This window comes from Streptomyces sp. NPDC050658, assembly GCF_044457025.1.
Taxonomy (GTDB): domain Bacteria; phylum Actinomycetota; class Actinomycetes; order Streptomycetales; family Streptomycetaceae; genus Streptomyces.
In genome coordinates this window covers 302,205-320,289 of record NZ_JBITGM010000005.1, presented here as the reverse complement: position 1 = coordinate 320,289, position 18,085 = coordinate 302,205, and the positions used below count along the sequence as shown (strand labels likewise).

At 71.3% G+C, this 18,085-nt stretch carries 18 protein-coding genes; 13 read left to right on the top strand and 5 right to left on the bottom strand.

The window, feature by feature from the left end:
* The gene (locus ACIBKX_RS19790; protein ID WP_363271569.1) at positions 1-1,425 is read left to right on the top strand and encodes a dipeptidase; all 1,425 of its coding nucleotides are present in this window, start codon (positions 1-3) and stop codon (positions 1,423-1,425) included.
* Between the two features lie 51 nt (positions 1,426-1,476).
* A complete protein-coding gene (gene nudC / locus ACIBKX_RS19785) occupies positions 1,477-2,427 on the top strand; it encodes an NAD(+) diphosphatase (protein ID WP_363271568.1) in 951 nt (316 codons plus the stop codon).
* A 75-nt stretch (positions 2,428-2,502) separates the two neighbouring features.
* Here the strand turns inward: nudC and ACIBKX_RS19780 are convergent, their stop codons facing one another.
* Complete coding sequence (locus tag ACIBKX_RS19780) at positions 2,503-2,745, bottom strand: mycoredoxin (protein WP_363271567.1); 243 nt, start codon at positions 2,743-2,745, stop codon at positions 2,503-2,505.
* 69 nt (positions 2,746-2,814) lie between these two features.
* Here ACIBKX_RS19780 and ACIBKX_RS19775 point away from each other — a divergent pair, with 69 nt between their 5' ends.
* From ACIBKX_RS19775 to ACIBKX_RS19755, 5 genes are all read left to right on the top strand, one after another.
* Positions 2,815-5,103: an ATP-dependent DNA helicase UvrD2 gene (locus ACIBKX_RS19775; RefSeq protein WP_363271766.1), complete on the top strand. Its 2,289-nt coding sequence runs from the start codon at positions 2,815-2,817 to the stop codon at positions 5,101-5,103.
* Positions 5,104-5,266: 163 nt separating this feature from the next.
* Positions 5,267-5,659 (top strand): hypothetical protein, encoded by a 393-nt coding sequence (locus tag ACIBKX_RS19770; protein WP_363271566.1) that lies wholly within the window; start codon positions 5,267-5,269, stop codon positions 5,657-5,659.
* 169 nt (positions 5,660-5,828) lie between these two features.
* The gene (locus ACIBKX_RS19765; protein WP_363271565.1) at positions 5,829-6,197 is read left to right on the top strand and encodes a WhiB family transcriptional regulator; all 369 of its coding nucleotides are present in this window, start codon (positions 5,829-5,831) and stop codon (positions 6,195-6,197) included.
* Positions 6,194-6,520 (top strand): hypothetical protein, encoded by a 327-nt coding sequence (locus ACIBKX_RS19760; protein ID WP_363271564.1) that lies wholly within the window; start codon positions 6,194-6,196, stop codon positions 6,518-6,520. The genes ACIBKX_RS19765 and ACIBKX_RS19760 overlap by 4 nt, the downstream gene beginning before the upstream one ends.
* 126 nt (positions 6,521-6,646) lie before the next feature.
* Complete coding sequence (locus tag ACIBKX_RS19755; RefSeq protein ID WP_363271563.1) at positions 6,647-6,838, top strand: hypothetical protein; 192 nt, start codon at positions 6,647-6,649, stop codon at positions 6,836-6,838.
* A gap of 24 nt (positions 6,839-6,862) precedes the next feature.
* Here the strand turns inward: ACIBKX_RS19755 and ACIBKX_RS19750 are convergent, their stop codons facing one another.
* Both ACIBKX_RS19750 and ACIBKX_RS19745 read right to left on the bottom strand, forming a co-directional pair.
* Positions 6,863-8,242 carry an AarF/ABC1/UbiB kinase family protein gene (locus tag ACIBKX_RS19750; protein ID WP_363271562.1) on the bottom strand — a complete coding sequence of 460 codons (1,380 nt, stop codon included), beginning with the start codon at positions 8,240-8,242 and terminating at the stop codon, positions 6,863-6,865.
* Positions 8,243-8,283: 41 nt separating this feature from the next.
* A complete protein-coding gene (locus ACIBKX_RS19745) occupies positions 8,284-9,417 on the bottom strand; it encodes a ThiF family adenylyltransferase (protein WP_363271561.1) in 1,134 nt (377 codons plus the stop codon).
* A 251-nt stretch (positions 9,418-9,668) separates the two neighbouring features.
* Between ACIBKX_RS19745 and ACIBKX_RS19740 the strand changes: the two genes are divergently transcribed.
* The 4 genes from ACIBKX_RS19740 to ACIBKX_RS19725 all read left to right on the top strand — a co-directional run bounded on the left by ACIBKX_RS19740 (position 9,669) and on the right by ACIBKX_RS19725 (position 13,574).
* Entirely contained in the window at positions 9,669-10,265 is a 597-nt protein-coding gene (locus tag ACIBKX_RS19740) for a M48 family metallopeptidase (protein ID WP_363271560.1), read from the top strand.
* Positions 10,266-10,382: 117 nt separating this feature from the next.
* On the top strand, positions 10,383-12,110 hold the full coding sequence (locus ACIBKX_RS19735; RefSeq protein WP_363271559.1) for a TerD family protein: 1,728 nt from the start codon (positions 10,383-10,385) through the stop codon (positions 12,108-12,110).
* 11 nt (positions 12,111-12,121) lie between these two features.
* On the top strand, positions 12,122-12,802 hold the full coding sequence (locus tag ACIBKX_RS19730; RefSeq protein ID WP_363271558.1) for an AIM24 family protein: 681 nt from the start codon (positions 12,122-12,124) through the stop codon (positions 12,800-12,802).
* A gap of 16 nt (positions 12,803-12,818) precedes the next feature.
* Entirely contained in the window at positions 12,819-13,574 is a 756-nt protein-coding gene (locus tag ACIBKX_RS19725) for an AIM24 family protein (protein ID WP_363271557.1), read from the top strand.
* Positions 13,575-13,622: 48 nt separating this feature from the next.
* Here the strand turns inward: ACIBKX_RS19725 and ACIBKX_RS19720 are convergent, their stop codons facing one another.
* On the bottom strand, positions 13,623-14,147 hold the full coding sequence (locus ACIBKX_RS19720) for an NUDIX hydrolase (RefSeq protein WP_363271556.1): 525 nt from the start codon (positions 14,145-14,147) through the stop codon (positions 13,623-13,625).
* The gene (locus ACIBKX_RS19715; RefSeq protein ID WP_363271555.1) at positions 14,144-15,562 is read right to left on the bottom strand and encodes a zinc-dependent metalloprotease; all 1,419 of its coding nucleotides are present in this window, start codon (positions 15,560-15,562) and stop codon (positions 14,144-14,146) included. Before ACIBKX_RS19715 ends, ACIBKX_RS19720 begins: the two co-directional genes overlap by 4 nt.
* A gap of 191 nt (positions 15,563-15,753) precedes the next feature.
* Between ACIBKX_RS19715 and ACIBKX_RS19710 the strand changes: the two genes are divergently transcribed.
* Entirely contained in the window at positions 15,754-16,866 is a 1,113-nt protein-coding gene (locus ACIBKX_RS19710) for an SDR family oxidoreductase (RefSeq protein ID WP_363271554.1), read from the top strand.
* A 731-nt stretch (positions 16,867-17,597) separates the two neighbouring features.
* Positions 17,598-18,062, top strand: a complete 465-nt coding sequence (locus ACIBKX_RS19705) for a molybdenum cofactor biosynthesis protein MoaE (protein WP_363271553.1) — start codon at positions 17,598-17,600, stop codon at positions 18,060-18,062.
* Positions 18,063-18,085 lie beyond the last annotated feature (23 nt).

Sequence of the window (18,085 nt, the reverse complement as noted above, 5' to 3'; positions counted from 1 at the left end):
ATGAGCAAGCCCGTTGACAGCGTCGTTGACAGTGGCGTCAGCGCTGTCCGTACGTACATCGAGAACCACCGCGCCGCCTTCCTCGACGACCTCGCCGAGTGGCTGCGCATCCCGTCGGTGTCGGCCCAGCCCGACCACGCCGCGGACGTGCGCACCAGCGCCGACTGGCTCGCCGCCAAGCTCAAGGAGACCGGCTTCCCGACCGCCGAGGTCTGGGAGACGCCGGGCGCCCCCGCCGTCTTCGCCGAGTGGCCCTCCGGCGACCCGCAGGCGCCCACGGTTCTCGTCTACGGGCACCACGACGTACAGCCCGCCGCCCGTGAGGACGGCTGGCACACCGACCCGTTCGAGCCCGTCGTCCAGGGAAACCGCCTCTACGCGCGCGGTGCCGCCGACGACAAGGGCCAGGTGTTCTTCCACACACTCGGTGTCCGCGCCCACCTCGCCGCCACCGGCCGCACCGCCCCCGCAGTGAACCTGAAGCTCCTGATCGAGGGCGAGGAGGAGTCGGGCTCCCCGAACTTCCGCGCGCTGATCGAGGAGCACAAGGACCGCATCGCCGCCGACGCCGTGATCGTCTCGGACACCGGCATGTGGGCGGAGGACACCCCCACCGTCTGCACCGGCATGCGCGGCCTCGCCGACTGCGAGATCGAGCTGCGCGGCCCCGACCAGGACATCCACTCCGGGTCCTTCGGCGGCGCCGTACCGAACCCGGCGACCGCCGCCGCCCGTCTCGTCGCCGCCCTGCACGACGAGCACGCACGCGTGGCCGTCCCCGGCTTCTACGAAGGCATCGTCGAACTCACCGACCGCGAGCGCGAACTCTTCGCCGAGCTGCCCTTCGACGAAGAGCGCTGGCTGCGTACGGCCAAGTCGCACGCCACCCACGGAGAAGCGGGCCACACCACCCTGGAGCGCATCTGGGCCCGCCCCACGGCCGAGGTCAACGGCATCGGCGGCGGCTATCAGGGACCGGGCGGCAAGACGATCGTCCCGGCGTCCGCGTTCCTGAAGCTCTCCTTCCGACTGGTCGCGGGCCAGGACCCGGACCGCGTCGAGGAGGCCGTGCGCACCTGGGTCGCCGACCAGCTGCCGGCCGGAATCAGCCACACGATCACGTTCGGCGCCGCCACGCGCCCGTGCCTCACGCCGCTCGACCACCCGGCCCTGCAGTCCGTCGTACGGGCGATGGGACAGGCCTTCGAGCAGCCGATCCGCTTCACCCGGGAGGGCGGTTCGGGACCGGCGGCCGACCTCCAGGACGTACTCGCCGCACCCGTGCTCTTCCTGGGCATCTCCGTCCCGTCCGACGGCTGGCACGCACCGAACGAGAAGGTGGAGCTCGACCTGCTCCTCAAGGGCGTCGAGACGACGGCCTACCTGTGGGGCGATCTCGCCGGGCACTGGCGCGATGCACACTGAGACCACCGTCCTGCCGAATCAACCGTTCCATCGGGGGAGTTGGAAGCACCTGTGACCACCTGGACCGACCGCACCGCTGATCGTCCGCTCTCGCTCACCTCGCCGAGCGGCATCGATCGCGCGGCCCACCACCGCCTCGACGAGGCCTGGCTGGCCGCCGCCTGGAGCCACCCGACGACGCGGGTCTTCGTGGTCTGCGGCGGTCAGGTGCTCATCGACGAGACCGCGGACGGCAGCACCGAACTGGTGATGACGCCGTCCTTCGAGGCGCCCCTCACCGAGGCCCATCGCTACTTCCTGGGCACGGACGACGACGGCGTCAGCTACTTCGCGCTCCAGAAGGACTCGCTGCCGGGCCGCATGGACCAGTCGGCGCGCGCCGCGGGCCTGCGCGAGGCGGGCCTGCTCCTGTCGCCCCGCGACGCGGGCCTGATGGTGCACGCGGTGGCCCTGGAGAACTGGCAGCGCCTGCACCGCTTCTGCTCGCGCTGCGGCGAGCGCACCGTCATCGCCGCGGCCGGCCACATCCGCCGCTGCCAGGCCTGCGGCGCCGAGCACTATCCGCGCACCGACCCGGCAGTGATCATGCTGGTGACGGACGACGAGGACCGCGCGCTCCTCGGCCGCCAGGTGCACTGGCCCGAGGGCCGCTTCTCGACCCTCGCCGGCTTCGTCGAGCCCGGTGAGTCCATCGAGCACTCGGTGCGCCGCGAGGTCTTCGAGGAGGCGGGCGTCACGGTCGGCGACGTCGAGTACGTCGCGAGCCAGCCCTGGCCCTTCCCCTCCAGCCTGATGCTCGGCTTCATGGCGAGCGCCACGTCCTCGGAGATCAACGTGGACGGCGAGGAGATCTCCGAGGCCCGCTGGTTCTCCCGCGAAGACCTGCGGGCCGCATTCGAGTCCGGCGAGGTCCTGCCTCCGTACGGAATCTCGATCGCGGCCCGGCTGATCGAGCTCTGGTACGGAAAGCCCCTGCCGAAGCCGGGCACCGTGGGCCAGTAGGCGCCTCAGGCGGGAGACAGCACGAAACCCCCGGCAGGCGCGAAGGCCGGTCGGAGGTTTCGTGGGGCGCGGGTGTCACGCGCCGAGCGCCTGCTTCACCTGGGCAAGCGACGGGTTCGTCAGGGTCGAGCCGTCCGGGAAGAGGACGGTGGGAACCGTCTGGTTTCCGCCGTTCGCCTTCTCGACGAAGGCCGCGGAATCCGGGTCCTGCTCAATGTTGATCTCGTTGTACGTGATGCCCTCGCGGTCCATCTGGCCCTTGAGCCGGCGGCAGTAGCCGCACCACGTGGTGCTGTACATCGTCACAGTGCCCGGCATGTCGTCTCGCGCTCCTTGTTGGCTCGGGTGCGTCGTCGCACTGACTCGAACGTACGCGACCCGGCCACCATTCCCGCATTAGTACGACTGCACCGGCCTCCCTGTGGACAACCGGCTCACGCGTCTCCGCCGACCTGGCAGCATGGCGGGGTGACATCAGCAACGCACTCCACCCTCTTCCCGCAGGTCCCGGACTCTGCCGACGCGGTGCTCGCCGGGCTCGACCCGGAGCAGCGCGAGGTGGCCACCGCCCTGCACGGGCCGGTGTGTGTCCTCGCGGGTGCCGGGACGGGCAAGACCCGGGCCATCACCCACCGGATCGCCTATGGGGTGCGCGCGGGCATCCTCCAGCCCGCCAGTGTGCTGGCCGTCACGTTCACCAACCGGGCCGCGGGGGAGATGCGCGGGCGGCTCCGGCAGCTCGGCGCCTCCGGGGTCCAGGCGCGCACGTTCCACTCCGCCGCCCTGCGCCAGCTCCAGTTCTTCTGGCCGAAAGCGGTCGGTGGCCAGCTGCCCCGGATCGTCGACCGCAAGATCAAGCTCGTCGCCGACGCGGCCGCCGCCTGCCGCGTCCGCCTGGACCGCAACGAACTGCGGGACGTGACGAGCGAGATCGAATGGTCCAAGGTCACCCAGACCGTGCCCGCCGACTATGTGGCCGCCGCCACGAAGTCCGGCCGCCTCATCCCCCGGGACGCCGCGGAGATCGCCCAGCTCTACGCCGCGTACGAGGACCTGAAGCGGGACCGCGCGGTCATCGACTTCGAGGACGTGCTGCTCCTCGCCGTCGGCATCCTCCAGGACCGGCACGACATCGCCGACCAGATCCGCGCCCAGTACCAGCACTTCGTGGTCGACGAGTACCAGGACGTCAGCCCGCTCCAGCAGCGCCTCCTGGAGCTGTGGCTCGGCGACCGCGACAGCCTCTGCGTCGTCGGTGACGCCAGCCAGACCATCTACTCCTTCACCGGCGCGACCCCCGACCATCTCCTCAACTTCCGCACCCGCCATCCGGGGGCGACGGTCGTCAAGCTCGTCCGTGACTACCGCTCCACGCCCCAGGTCGTCCACCTCGCCAACGGCCTGCTCTCCCAGGCCCGCGGCCGCGCCGCCGACCACCGCCTCGAGCTGATCTCGCAGCGCGACGCGGGGGCCGAGCCGGTCTACACGGAGTACGCGGACGAGCCCGCCGAGGCTGAGGGTGCCGCCCGCCGCATCCGCGCCCTGCTGGCCGACGGAGTCCCGGCCAGCGAGATCGCCATCCTGTTCCGTACGAACTCCCAGTCCGAGATCTATGAACAGGCGCTCGCCGACGCGGGCGTGCCCTACCAGCTGCGCGGCGCCGAGCGGTTCTTCGAGCGCACCGAGGTCCGGGAGGCGGGCGCGGCCCTGCGCGGAGCGGCCCGCTTCGGGGGGAACGACTCCCTCCTGGACGACGTCGTGGACCTGCCCTCACAGGTGCGGGCCGTCCTTTCCACGAAGGGCTGGACGACACAGCCCCCGGCAGGCTCGGGCGCGGCCCGTGACCGCTGGGAGTCCCTGGCGGCCCTCGTGCGCCTCGCCGAGGACTTCGCACGGGCCAAGCCGGACGCGACCCTCGCCGACCTCGTGGCGGAGCTGGACGAGCGCGCCAACGCCCAGCACGCGCCGACGGTGGAGGGCGTCACGCTCGCCTCGCTGCACGCCGCCAAGGGCCTGGAGTGGGATGCCGTCTTTCTGGTCGGCCTCGCCGAGGGCATGATGCCGATCACGTACGCGAAGACGGACGAGCAGGTCGAGGAGGAGCGCCGACTCCTCTACGTGGGCGTCACCCGGGCCCGGCTCCACCTCTCCCTGTCCTGGGCACTGTCCCGCTCGCCGGGCGGGCGACCGGGCCGCCGGCCCAGCCGCTTCCTCGACGGGCTGCGCCCCGGCTCCGGGGCGGGCGCGGGAGCCCGCGCCGTCGGCGGCGGTCCCGGAGGCGTGGAGCGCGGCAGCGCGGGCGAGCCGATCGGCGGTGCCCGCAGCCGTCGGCGGACGAGCAGGACACCGGCCCGGTGCCGGGTCTGCGGGCGCTCCCTGACCGACGCGGGTGAGATGAAGCTCATGCGCTGCGAGGACTGCCCGTCCGACATGGACGAAGGGCTCTACGAGCGGTTGCGGGAGTGGCGCGCGGGCCAGGCGCGGCAGCTGGGACAGCCGCCGTACTGCGTCTTCACGGACAAGACCTTGATCGCCATCGCGGAGGCCGCGCCGGACGACGAGGGCGAGCTGGCCCGGATCCCGGGCGTCGGCGTGCGCAAGCTCAACCGCTTCGGATCCGATGTCCTCGCGCTTTGCGCAGGTCAGGAGCTTGGGGGAAGCGACGAGGGCAACTGATTCAAACTCGTCGAAAAAATAGTTTGCGCATGCGCCAACAATCCCCATAGGTTCTTAAGCACGGAAACAGCGGCTTCTCCGAAGCCCTGGCTCCGTGCTGTACTTAATAGCCCGCAGGACCAGCTTCGGCCGGTCCCATAGACGCCGAGAGGAGGCGATTCCAGTGATCAGCAACAACAAGAGCTTCATCAGCACCGCGAAAATGACCGATCGCTCGGTCGTCGCTTCCTGCCTGCTCGGCTTCTCGAACCTGGGCACCGGTCTGTCCGGTGGCGTCTCTGCCGCCGCCGTCCGTCCGGAGTCCGCTGCCCTGCCGCTGTCCCTGCCGCGCACCGCTCTCAACGTTCTTCCCGTGAGCGAGGTCATTGAAGGCAGCGAGCGAGCGACCAAGGCACCGGGAGCAGTAGCGACGGCTCAGGCGCAGGCCTATGCCTTTGCCGCAGGCGCCGGTGCCGGAGCCGCCGCCAATAACCGCAAGCCGCAGCACCAGACGACGACGCAGCACCACACGATGTGGGCCTTCCGTGGGCTCGAACCCTGGAGTGATCCAGTCTGATCCTCGATCAGACCGGCGCCTTCAGGGCCGCGGAACCCCACCCGGGATCCGCGGCCCTTCTGTTTTCCCCGAAAACGGGGTGACAGGGCGAAGGGGCCAGAGAAAGACCCGGTACCAGCCGCCAACCGGCCGACCCAGGCCGGCACGACCAGACGAGGAAAACACCACCGTGCAACTCGAAGCGCACGCCCCGTCCGTACCGCCTTCAGAGACTCTCCCCCCGCCCGCTTCCACGGAGGACTCCACCTTGACTCCCCTCACCGCGCTCACCGCGCTCGACGACGCCATCGAGAACCTCGGCGTACCCGTCCCCTGCCGCGCCTACGACCCGGAGGTCTTCTTCGCCGAGTCGCCCGCGGACGTCGAGTACGCCAAGTCCCTCTGCCGTACCTGCCCGCTGATGGAGGCCTGCCTGGCCGGCGCCAAGGAGCGGCGTGAGCCGTGGGGCGTCTGGGGTGGCGAGCTCTTCGTCCAGGGTGTGGTCGTCGCCCGCAAGCGGCCCCGTGGCCGCCCGCGCAAGAACCCGGTCGCGGCATGAGCACCGCCGGAACGATTGACCGCCCCCTGACGCACGACCCCAAGAAGCAGGCCCCGATGAAGGCAGCAACCACGACCGAGCCCGCAGGCTCCGTCACCCCGGACTTCACCACCACCGGCGCGAACGAGTCGCGCCAGAACAGGACCCGCGAGATGCAACTCATTCCAGAAGCCCTGGCCCGTGCGCATATGCACGAACGCATGCGTGAGGCCGAGGCCCAGCGCCCGGCCGCGCGGCTGATGGCGGCCCGCCGGATGCAGCGCCGCGCGGAGCGCGCGTCGCTGCGTGCCCGGCGCGCGCTGGCCATCGCCGTCATGCAGTGACACGCGGGAGCGGCCGAAGCATCGGCTGAACACCGCACCATCGCCCGCGGGGGCCGGTCCGAACGGACCGGCCCCCGCAGTGCGTTGTGCCGGGCGAACCTCCGTGAGCGGCGATATGGTCGCCAGGTGGACCAGCAGCCCTCTCAACCCGCGGGCGCCGAGAATCTCGTGTGCTCCCGCTGCGGAACGGTCGCCGAAGGCGCGCCGCCCACCTGGACCTGCTCGGTGGAGAACGGCACCCGCCACTACTTCTGCGACAACTGCGCGCGCGAGAACATCAGAGCCATCGAGGGACGACTCGACTCCGCCTGGTGGTGAGCCACCGTTCGGGCGGCTCCGGCCTCAGGCCCCGGCGGCCGGATCCTCCTCCGGCTCCTCCAGGTCCGCCGACTTCTCCGGCGCGTCGACGAATCCCGGCAGCCACGACTCGAGCTCGTCCCGCATCCGCACCGTCGCCCCCAGCTGACAGAGCACCCCGATCGTGCTCAACGTCACACGGTGGATCAGCAGATACGAGGGCGGCAGATTCAGCTGCTTGCCCAACTGGTAGGCGGGGGAACGGGGATCGGCGATCCGCGCGGCCTGACTGCGCATCCAGCCGCGCGTGAAGGTGTACTCCTCCACCAGCATCGGCTCGATGATCGGCAGCAGATAGTCGAGCACCGCGTCCGGTTCGAGGTCGACCGACTCCTTGACGAAGCCCTCCTCGCACAACATCTCGTACACGGCGTCGGCCTCGCCGTCGAGCGTCATCCGCAGCGACGCGCCGATCGTGCTCGGCAGCCCGCCGGGCAGCCGGTCCACCGTGCCGAAGTCGAGGACGCCGAGCCGCCAGCCGTCCTTCTCGTCGGGCAGCAGCCGGAAGTTGCCCGGATGCGGATCGGCGTGCAGCAGGCCCGTGCGCGCCGGACCCGAGAAGAGGAAGCGGGCGAGCAGCTGTCCTGCCCGGTCGCGCTGCTCCTGTGTGCCGTCCGCGATCACCTCCGACAGGGGTACGCCCTCGATCCACTCGGTCACGAGCACCTGCTCGGACTGGTGCACCACGGCGGGGACCACCACATCCGGATCGTCCGCGAACTCCTCGGCGTGTGCCTGCTGGGCCTGCGCCTCCAGGCCGTAGTCGAGCTCCTCGGAGACCCGGTCGCGCAGCTCCGCGATGAGTGGCTTGATGTCCATTCCCGGAATCAGCGGCCCGAGCAGCCGGGCGAACCGGCTGAGCTGATTCAGGTCGGAGAGCAGCGCCTCGCCCGCCCCCGGATACTGCACCTTGACCGCGACCTCGCGCCCGTCCTCCCACACCGCCCGGTGGACCTGGCCTATCGAAGCGGCCGCCGCCGGCTTGTCCTCGAACTCCAGGAACAGCTCGCGCCAGCCCTCGCCGAGCCGCTCCTCGAGCACCGAGTGCACCGTGCTCGTCGGCATCGGCGGAGCGGCTTCCTGCAGCTTCGTCAGCGCGGCACGGTAGGGCCCCGCGACCTCCTCGGGCAGCGCCGACTCGAAGACCGAGAGCGCCTGGCCGAACTTCATCGCCCCGCCCTTGAGCTCGCCGAGCACCTTGAACAGCTGCTCCGCCGTGCGCTGTTGCAGCTCGCGGCCGACGATCTCCGCCGACTTGCCCCCGATCCGCTTGCCGAGCCCCCAGGTCGCGCGCCCTGCGAAGCCGAGCGGCAGCGCGGCCAGTTTGGCGGTACGGGTGACCGCCTTCCGGGGAAGATCAGACATGCGCCCCTCCAAGTCCCAGACAGCCGCGCCGTGTCAGGCGCTTACCCGGCCATTGTGTCGTGCGGCTCTCGGACCCCGTCGGGGTGTTCCCCCTTATCCGCCACATCTGCCCCGCAAGGGCACGCGCGGTGCGCGGACACCGGCTGCGCATGCCAGTCGAGACCGGGCACGGACGCCTCCCAGCGGACCCCCGCGACGGCCGGATCCGCCCCGTCCAGAAAGGCGAGCGCATGCGCCGCGGCCAGTCCGGCGACCGTGGTCGACAGGGCGAGATCGCAGGCCGCCACATGCCGCGCCCGCCCCGACCGCCACTGTGCGAGCATCCGCGGCCAGGTGGGATCCCGGTCCGCGCGCTCCAGTGCCAGACAGCCCGCGCAGGCCGTCGCACCGGGCAGGACGAGCGGTCCCACCACTCCGGTTCCCTCGATCACCCCCGCATAGAGATGCGGGGTCCCCGCGGAGATCAGCGGCTCGGCGGCGGCCGGATCGGGGGCATGCGCGTCGAGCCCGTCCCGCGGCGCGACGACCACCAGGGAGAAGCCCGCCTCTCCCTCGTCGGACCGGACCGGCCGGGGCGGCCGGTCCGGGGCCGAGCGCCGCACGGCGCGCCGCGCCGCCGCGTCCCTGCGGTCGCCCACCGCGTCGGCGGGCAGGCCGCCCGGCGCCACGTCCCACGGCTCGACGAGCCCTCCGTCCCGCACGTCGACCTGCCCCACCCCGGCCCCCGCCAGGACCGAGGCGATGACGGCGCCCACCCGGCCCGCGCCCCTGACCTGAACCCGCATGGCGCGGCGCGCCGCCAACAACCGCATCCCGTCGCCCGGTTCACCGGTGACCACCGACAGGGACGCCAGGTCCGGACGCAGCCGGTCCATCGCTCCCGCCCGCTCGCGCAGGGCATCGGCCGCGGGGCCGCCGCCTCGCGCGTCGTCGACGAGCCCCGCCCTCGACAGCCGCCGCACCAGGCGGTCCACATGACCGTCCGGCAGCCCCATCCGCCGGCCCTCCTCGCGCAGGAGCGGCAGCCCGCGCGTCCCGTCCAGGAGGGAGAGGAAGCTGCCCGTCGCCGTGTCCACCGGGCCGAGCACCAGGGCGTGCGCGGGCGCCACGCCGAACTGCACGGTGTTCAGGTCGCGCCAGCCGCGCCGCAGCGCCGGCTTCAAGATCGGATGCATGCTCGTCCCCCGTGTCTTCGTGTCTTCGTGTCCCCGTGCCCCGGTCGTCCCCGTGACCCCGTCCTCCCCCGACGCGGTCCCCGTCCGCATCGCCGGTCGACTGCCAGAATGCCCGCCCCCGCGAACCGCCGCGGAAAGTTGTCCACAGGCGGCAGGTATTCGTCGTACTAATCGATCGCACGGGGAGCGGAACCCCGCCGAACCGTCCCGGAGGCGGGACTTCCCCCACGCCCAGCGGGTAACGTCGGGGCGTGCCCGCCGACCCACTGCACCGTGCCGGAAAACCACAGCGCAGCACGACCAGCCCGCCGTCACCCGGCTCGGGAGCGAGTGCGGTCGAGGTCAGACGGAGCGCCCGCCGCCGCAGAACGGTCTCGGCCTACCGAGAGGGCGATCGCACCGTCGTGCTCATCCCCGCCCGGATGTCCGAGGCGGAGGAACAGCGCTGGGTCAACGTCATGCTCGACAAGCTCGCGGCGCAGGAGAGCAAGCGGGTCCTCGGCGACACGGAACTCGCCGAGCGCGCCGGGCTGCTCTCCGAGCAGTACTTCGAGGGCCGCGCAAGGCCCACATCCGTTCGCTGGGTCACGAACCAGAACACTCGATGGGGCTCCTGCACCCCGTCGGAGGGCAGCATCCGTCTTTCGCACCGGCTGCAGGGCATGCCCGAGTACGTCGTCGACTACGTCCTCGTCCACGAGCTCGCGCACCTTCTCGTCCCCGGACACGGCCCCCGCTTCTGGCGCCTCCTGGAGGCCTATCCCCGTACGGAACGGGCCCGCGGGTACCTCGAAGGGGTGGTAGCGGCCGACCGGTTGCCGCATCTGCCCGCCGCCCGCGAGGAGTGAACTTCCGCAGGACGCGGGGGTTGTGTAGCGGGTCTGTACCGGCTTGGCTCGATGTCGTGCTTTGCGGTTAGCCTGACGCGACGCATTTACATTCGGGATGGGGGACGGTCGTTACGTATGGCCAGGGAATTCCAACGCGGCCACAAGGCCAAGATCAGTGACCTCACCGCGGGGACCGATCTGTACGTAGGTGTGCAGATCGGGGCCCCCGGACTGAGCTTCGACATCAGTTGCTTCGGCCTGGACGCGGACGAGCGCCTCTCGGACGACAGTTACTTCATCTTCTTCAACCAGCCGAAGTCGCCCGAGGAGTCCATCCAGCTCCTCGGCGCGCAGGCCGGCGACACGGAGTCCTTCCGGGTCACCCTCGACCGGATCCCGGCGAAGATCCAGAAGTTGTCGTTCACCGCGACGATCGACGGCGCTGGGCAGATGTCGCAGGTCGCCCCCGGTTACATCCGGATCGTGGCCGGCGGCGAGGAAGTGGCCCGCTACTCCTTCAACGGCAGCGAGTTCTCCACGGAACGTGCCGTGATGCTGGGCGACTTCTACCTGAAGGACGTCTGGCGGTTCGCCGCGATCGGTCAGGGCTTCGACGGCGGACTCGACGCGCTCCTGAAGAACTTCGGCGGCGAGGTCGCCGAGGAGGAGCCCGCCACGCCGCAGCCGCAGGCCGGTGCCCCGTCCTTCGCGCCGCCCGCCCAGGCCGCCGCGCCGCCCGCGTTCGGCGCCCCCGCGGGCGCCCCGGCCCCGCAGGCTCCCGCCCCGGCCCCGGCCCCGGCCCCGGCTCCCGCGCAGAACTTCGCGCCGCCGCAGGGCGCGACGCCGCCCCCGGCGCCCGCTCCCGCCGACCCGTCGGTGCACGCCGCGCAGACCATCGTGGCGCCCATGAACCAGCCGCCGGGCGGGGCCACGCCGCCCCCGGCGCCGGCCCCCGCGCCGTACGGCCAGCCGGGCCAGCAGCCGCCGCAGCAGCAGCCCCAGTTCGGGCAGGTCCCCGGCCAGCAGCAGGCTCCGGGCCAGACCGCGCCGCTGCCGCCCGGCTACGGCCAGCAGCCCCAGGCGCCGACGCCTCCCGGCTACGGCCAGCAGCCCGCAGCCCCCATGCCGCCGGGCTACGGCCAGCAGCCGCAGGGCCAGTTCCCAGGCCAGCCCGCCGCCCCGCAGGGCGCGGCTCCCCAGGGCGCCGGTGTGGCCTCCGCCCTCCAGAAGTACCGCGAGGCGCCCACCGGGCAGCGCTGGACGCAGCAGAACGAGAAGCTGATCCGCGTCGACCTCGGCGTCGCCGACCAGGCGGTGCTCGCCCGGCAGGGCAGCATGGTGCTCTATCAGGGCAAGGTCGAGTTCAGCTACAAGGGCGCGGGCTTCGCGGGCCGCGTCGTGGGCAACGCCACCGGCCAGGAGATGCAGCTGATGCGCTGCTCCGGCCGCGGCCAGGTCTTCCTCGCGGAGGAAGCGACCCACCTGCACCCCATCGAGCTCCAGGGCGACGCGATCTGCGTCTCCGCGGAGAACGTCCTCGCCTTCGACGAGACGCTCCAGCACGAGGTGCGCAGGATCGAGGGCCACGGGATTCCCGGTGGCGCGCTGTTCGTCATGCAGTTCCAGGGCACCGGCACGGTCATCGTCAAGACGCACGGCGTGCCCGTCGTCCTGCCCGTGACGCCGACGACGTTCGCCGACTGCCACGCCGTGGTCGCCTGGTCGGCGGCCGCCCAGGCGATCGTCTCCAGCCAGGTGCGGCTGCGCAGCAACGCGTACGCCGGCTCCACGGGGGAGAGCGTGAACCTCCAGTTCCGGGGTGCGCCCGGCAACTTCATCATCGTCCAGCCGTACGAGGTCTGAGGGAGCCCGTCATGAACCAGCAACTCTCGGGCTTCGCCCCGGCGCCGATCGCCGCCCGCATGGAGAACCATGGCAACCACATGCTCAAGGTGGCCATGCAGACCGGAAACGACCTCCTCGCGCGCGTGGGCTCGATGGTGTCCTACGAAGGGTTCGTGCAGTACGAGCCGAATCCGCCCGCCGTGCGACAGGTCGCGCGCGAGTGGATGACCGGCGAGGGCGCGCCCCTGATGAAGTGCTCCGGAGACGGCCTGCTCTATCTCGCCGACTACGGAGCCGATGTCGTCGTCATCAACCTGGCGGGCGACGCGCTCTCCGTGAACGGCACGAACCTGCTCGCCTTCGACGCGTCCCTGCAGTGGGGCGTAGAGCGGGTCAAGGGCCTGGCCAAGTTCGCCGGACAGGGCCTGTGGAACGTCAAGATCTCGGGCCAGGGATGGGTCGCGCTGACCTCCCGCGGCACCCCGATCGTCGTCGACTGCGGTCGCGGCGAGGACGAGACGTACGTCGACCCGGACGCGCTGATCGCCTGGTCCCCGAACCTCAAGGTGAAGGGCAAGCGCAGCTTCAAGGCCGGTTCGCTCATCGGGCGCGGCAGCGGCGAGGCCTACCAGATGGGCTTCTCCGGAGAGGGCATCGTCGTCGTACAGCCCAGCGAGGACAGCACCGACCGTCTCCGGGCACGGGGCTGAGGGGGAACAACACACCATGCAGAGCCCACTTTTCGCGCACACCGAGCAGCAGACTCAGGAGCGCTACACCGTCCAGAACCCGCAGCTCCTGCGGGTCGCCCTGGAGGGCCACGACGACATCCTGGCCCGCAAGGGCGCGATGGTCGCCTACCAGGGTCTGATCGAGTTCGACGCCGAGTACCAGAGCCAGGGCAACCAGCGGGCCCGCGCGCGCACCGGCGAGGGTCTCGACCTGATGCGCTGCCACGGCCAGGGCACGGTCTATCTCGCCAACCTCGCCCAGTACATCCACGTAGTGGATGTGGACCAGGACGGTCTGACCGTGGACAGCAGCTATGTCCTCGCGCTCGACTCGTCGCTGACCCACCAGGTCATCGCTGTCGACAGCCAGTACGGCATCTCCGGCTCGGGCAAGTACCAGCTCAACATCACCGGACGCGGCAAGGTCGCATTGATGACCTCTGGCCAGCCGCTGATGATGCAGGTCACGCCCGACAAGTACGTGAACGCCGACGCGGACGCGATCGTCGCCTGGTCCAACGGGCTGCGGGTGCAGATGCAGGCCCAGACGCACTCCTCCGGAGTGTGGCGGCGCCGCGGCAACACGGGTGAGGGCTGGGAGCTCAGCTTCATGGGCCAGGGCTACGCGCTGGTCCAGCCGAGCGAGATGCTGCCGCCGCAGAATGCCGTCATCGGGCAGGGCGCGAGGGCCCAGTACGGGATGGGGCAGCAGGGCGCCCGGGGGCAGAACCAGGGCAACGTCTGGAATTAGCGGCGCGAAGTGCTGATGAAGAGGCGCCCCGAAGGGGCGCCTCTTCTGTTACAACCGCGTCCTCGTGGCCTCCACGAGCCGCACCACCGACTCGTCCGCCACGCCCGCCACCTCGTCGTACGCGAACCAGCGCAGGTCCAGCGACTCGTCGCTGATCGCCTCGACCGCGTCGGCCGGGGCGAGCGCGGCGTACTGCACGTCCAAGTGCTGGGTGCACGGACCCGGGATCGGGTGCCGGTCCAGGCGGACCGGGCCGCCCGGGAGAAGCGTCAGGCCCGGTACGCCGGACTCCTCGGTGGCCTCACGCAGCGCCGCCGCTGCCAGCGTCGTGTCGCCCGGCTCGCAGTGGCCGCCCATCTGCAGCCACATCCGCAGCTTCTTGTGCAGCGTCAGCAGTACGCGCCCGCGTGAGGGGTCGATGACCAGCGCGCTTGCCGTCACATGTCCGGCGGTGCAGGGCTTCCACATGCCCGCATCGCCGTGCTCGGACAGATGGTCCAGATAGGCCTGGCGCAGCTCGGCCTGAGCGCCGTACTCCTTCAGGACGAGTACGGCGTCGTCGTGCAGGCTCACTTACCGTCCTCGGTGTCCTCGTCGCCGCCCTTGGCCGCATCGCCCAGCATCTTGTCGAGCTCGGAGAAGTCCAGCTGCTCGTGGTGCACGAAGCCGTCCGGGTCGTCCAGGTCGGAGGCCGTCGGCAGCATGTCCGGGTGCGCCCACAGGCCGTCACGGCCGTCCACACCGCGCGCGTCCGTGAGCGAGGCCCACAGGCGCGAGGCGTCCCGCAGTCGGCGCGGGCGCAGCTCCAGGCCGATGAGCGTGGCGAAGGTCTGCTCGGCGGGGCCGCCCGTCGCGCGGCGGCGGCGCAGCGTCTCCCGGAGGGCGTCGGCGGACGACAGACGGGGCTTGGCCGCCGCGTGCACCACCGCGTCCACCCAGCCCTCGACGAGCGCGAGAGCGGTCTCCAGGCGGGCCAGGGCCGCCTTCTGCGCGGGAGTGTCCTCCGGCTGGAACATGCCCTGCTGAAGCGCCTCCTGCAGCTGCTCCGGGTTCTGCGGGTCGAGCTGGCCGACGACGTCCTCCAGCTTGGCCGTGTCGACCTTGATCCCGCGCGCGTACCCCTCGACCGCGCCGAACAGATGCGAGCGCAGCCACGGCACGTGGGCGAAGAGGCGCTGGTGGGCGGCCTCGCGCAGCGCCAGGTAGAGCCGCACCTCGTCCTTGTCGACGCCCAGGTCCTTGCCGAACGACTCGATGTTCACCGGAAGCAGGGCCGCCTTGCCGGCCGGGCCGAGCGGCAGGCCGATGTCGGTGGAGCCGACGACCTCGCCCGCGAGCACGCCCACGGCCTGGCCGATCTGCTGGCCGAACATGGCGCCGCCCATGGAGCGCATCATGCCGATCAGCGGGCCCGCCATGGCCTGCATTTCCTCGGGCAGTACGTCGCCCATGGCCAGGCCCACGCGCTCGGCGACCGGGTCGACCAGCTCCTTCCACACCGGGAGGGTCGCCTCGACCCACTCGGCGCGGCTCCAGGCCACGGCCGTGCCCGAGCCGGACGGCAGCGACGTCGCGTCGTCCAGCCACAGGTCGGCCAGGCGGACGGCCTCCTCGACGGCGGAGCGCTCGGCGGGGCCGACGCTGGCGTCCTTGACGCCGTCGGACGTGCCCTGCGAGACGGTCTGGCGGGCGATGTCCTTGGCCATGTCCCAGTTCACCGGGCCGCCCTCGTACGAGAGCATCTGGCCGAGCTGCTGGAACGCAGCCCCCAGGTCGTTCGGATTCATCGAACCGAACATCGCGGCGAACGGATTGTCACCGCCGCCGGGGCCGCCGGCTCCGGGGAACCCGAAACCGAACGGGTTGGCAGGGCCACCGGCACCCTGTCCCCCGCTCTGCCCCTGTCCGGGGGACTCCTTCTTCTTGCCCTCGTCGCCGTTCTCCGGCTCCTCCGGCGGAAGGCCGAATCCGAATGGGGTGTCACTCACGGGATTCCTCGGCTCGTCAGGCCGCCGGTACGGTTCCGGCGGCGGCTGCCCTACAACACCACCCAGCGTAGACACCGTGACCGGTTCGGGCCTCAGTGCTTCGCCTTCTCATGGCCTGCGGCAGGATGGATGCCACCTGGTACGTACGCGTCATTCGCGTATCTACTGAAGACAACCGCTGGAGACGCCCGGTGAGTTCCCCAGATCCTCAGGTTCGCGCAGCGCGAAACCTTTCAACTCCGGCCCCAGTCCGCGGGCCCGTGGTCGCCGTCACGGGGGCCGCGTCCGGCGTGGGCGCGCTGCTGACCGAGCGCCTCGCGGCATCGGAAGAGATCAAGCAGGTCATCGCCATCGACGAGCGGCGGGGCGAGTGCGCGCAGGCCCAGTGGCACATCCTGGACGTCCGGGATCCCGCGATCGCCGAGAAGCTGCGGGGCGCGGACGTCGTGGTGCACCTCGCGCTCGACCTCGACCTGGAGACGGATGCGGCGGCCCGCACGGCGTACAACGTGCGGGGTACGCAGACCGTGCTGACGGCGGCCGCGGCGGCGGGCGTCCACCGGGTCGTGCTGTGTACGTCGGCGATGGTCTACGGAGCGCTGGCCGACAATGAACTGCCTCTCTCCGAAGACGCCGAGTTGCGGGCGACGGCGGAGGCGACCGGGGTCGGTGACCTGCTGGAGGTCGAGCGGCTCGCCCGGCGTGCGCCGCGGGCGCATCCCGGTCTGAACGTCACCGTCGTGCGGCCCGCGATTCTTGTGGGCGGCACGGACACCGCGCTCACCCGGTACTTCGAGTCGCCGCGGCTGCTTGTGGTGGCGGGGTCGCGGCCGGCCTGGCAGTTCTGCCACGTCGAGGATCTGTGCAGTGCTCTGGAGTACGCCGTACTGGAGAAGGTCGACGGGGAGCTTGCCGTCGGCTGCGACGGGTGGCTTGAGCAGGAGGAAGTCGAGGAGCTCAGCGAGATCCGTCGTATGGAGCTGCCTTCGACGGTCGCTCTCGGGGCGGCGGCGCGGCTGCACCGGATCGGTCTCACTCCGTCTCCGGCGGGTGACCTGGCGTACACGATGTATCCGTGGGTGGTGAGTGTCTCTCGGCTGCATGACGCCGGGTGGCGGCCGCAGTGGACCAACGAGGAGGTTCTCGCGGAGCTGCTGGAGGAGGTTTCGGGGCGGCGGACGGTTGCCGGGCGGCGGCTGGGTCGTAAGGACGCGACTGCTGCGGGGGCTGCGGGTGCGACGGTCGCGCTGCTGGGCGCGGCCGCGGTCGTCCGCCGGGCGCGGAAGGCCCGCCGCCGGATCTGATTCCTCCCGGCGATTCCCCCGGCGATGCCTTACGGGTGGGCGCCCCACTGCGTCGGTGCCCGGCGCCTTCGGCGTTGTGCCCACCCGTTCCGCCGTGCGGAACGCCTGCCCACAACGGGGGCGGTCAGGGTGGGGTGCGTCGTGCGGGGTGTCTGTCCGCAACGGGGGCGGTCAGGGTGGGGTGTGCCGTGCGGGGTGTCTGTCCGCAACGGGGATGGTCAGGGTGGGGTGTGCCGTGCGGGGTGTCTGTCCGCAACGGGGACGGTCAGGGTGGGGTGTGCCGTGCGGGACGCCTGTCCGCAACGGTGACGGTCAGGGTGGGGTGTGCCGTGCGGGGTGTCTGTCCGCAACGGGGACGGTCAGGGTGGGGTGTGCCGTGCGGGGTGTCTGTCCGCAACGGTGACGGTCAGGGTGGGGTGTGCCGTGCGGGACGCCTGCCCGCAACGGTGACGGTCAGGGTGGGGTGTGCCGTGCGGGGTGTCTGTCCGCAACGGGGACGGTCAGGGTGGGTGTGCCGTGCTGGGCGTCTGCCCACAACGGGGACGGTCAAGGTGGGGTGCGTCGTGCGGGACGCCTGCCCGCAATGAGGACGGGCTGCCGGACTGGGGGGGGATCTGTGCCGAACTCCCGCCCATGACCAGGGCCCCTCGTGTGGAACGTCCGGCTGGTCCAGGGCCCGCTGTAGGGAAGTCCTATTCCTGGATGTCAGTGGTGTGCGGCACGATGGGTGTATGGCACGTACCACGCATGAGCACCCCGGCGAGCAGGCCGCGCAGGATCCGATTCGGCTGCTGGAGATCCGTGACAGCCCGCTCTCCCTGGACGAGGTCTTCCGGGCGGTCGGTGACGACGCCGCCGGCGGGACGGCGCTCTTCGTGGGGACCGTGCGCAATCACGACGGCGGTGCCGACGTCGACGAGCTGGGCTACTCGACCCACCCCACCGCCGAGGCCGAGATGCGCCGGGTGGCCGAGAAGGTCGTCGCCGAATTCCCGGTACGCGCGCTTGCCGCCGTCCACCGCGTCGGCGATCTGGCCGTGGGTGACCTGGCGGTCGTCGTGGCCGTCTCCTGCCCGCACCGCCAGGAGGCCTTCGCCGCCTGCCGCAAGCTGATCGACGACCTCAAGCACGAGGTCCCCATCTGGAAGCACCAGAAGTTCTCCGACGGCCAGGAGGAGTGGGTCGGGGCCTGCTGAAGCGGGCGCGGTCGCGGGGCCGG

Coding starts and splice junctions, on each gene's coding strand:
- ACIBKX_RS19790 (WP_363271569.1), top strand. CDS start 1: ATGAGCAAGCCCGTTGACAGCGTCGTTGACAGTGGCGTCAGCGCTGTC.
- ACIBKX_RS19780 (WP_363271567.1), bottom strand. CDS start 2,745: ATGCCGGGCACTGTGACGATGTACAGCACCACGTGGTGCGGCTACTGC.
- ACIBKX_RS19760 (WP_363271564.1), top strand. CDS start 6,194: ATGAGCACCGCCGGAACGATTGACCGCCCCCTGACGCACGACCCCAAG.
- ACIBKX_RS19750 (WP_363271562.1), bottom strand. CDS start 8,242: ATGTCTGATCTTCCCCGGAAGGCGGTCACCCGTACCGCCAAACTGGCC.
- ACIBKX_RS19745 (WP_363271561.1), bottom strand. CDS start 9,417: ATGCATCCGATCTTGAAGCCGGCGCTGCGGCGCGGCTGGCGCGACCTG.
- ACIBKX_RS19735 (WP_363271559.1), top strand. CDS start 10,383: ATGGCCAGGGAATTCCAACGCGGCCACAAGGCCAAGATCAGTGACCTC.
- ACIBKX_RS19730 (WP_363271558.1), top strand. CDS start 12,122: ATGAACCAGCAACTCTCGGGCTTCGCCCCGGCGCCGATCGCCGCCCGC.
- ACIBKX_RS19725 (WP_363271557.1), top strand. CDS start 12,819: ATGCAGAGCCCACTTTTCGCGCACACCGAGCAGCAGACTCAGGAGCGC.
- ACIBKX_RS19705 (WP_363271553.1), top strand. CDS start 17,598: ATGGCACGTACCACGCATGAGCACCCCGGCGAGCAGGCCGCGCAGGAT.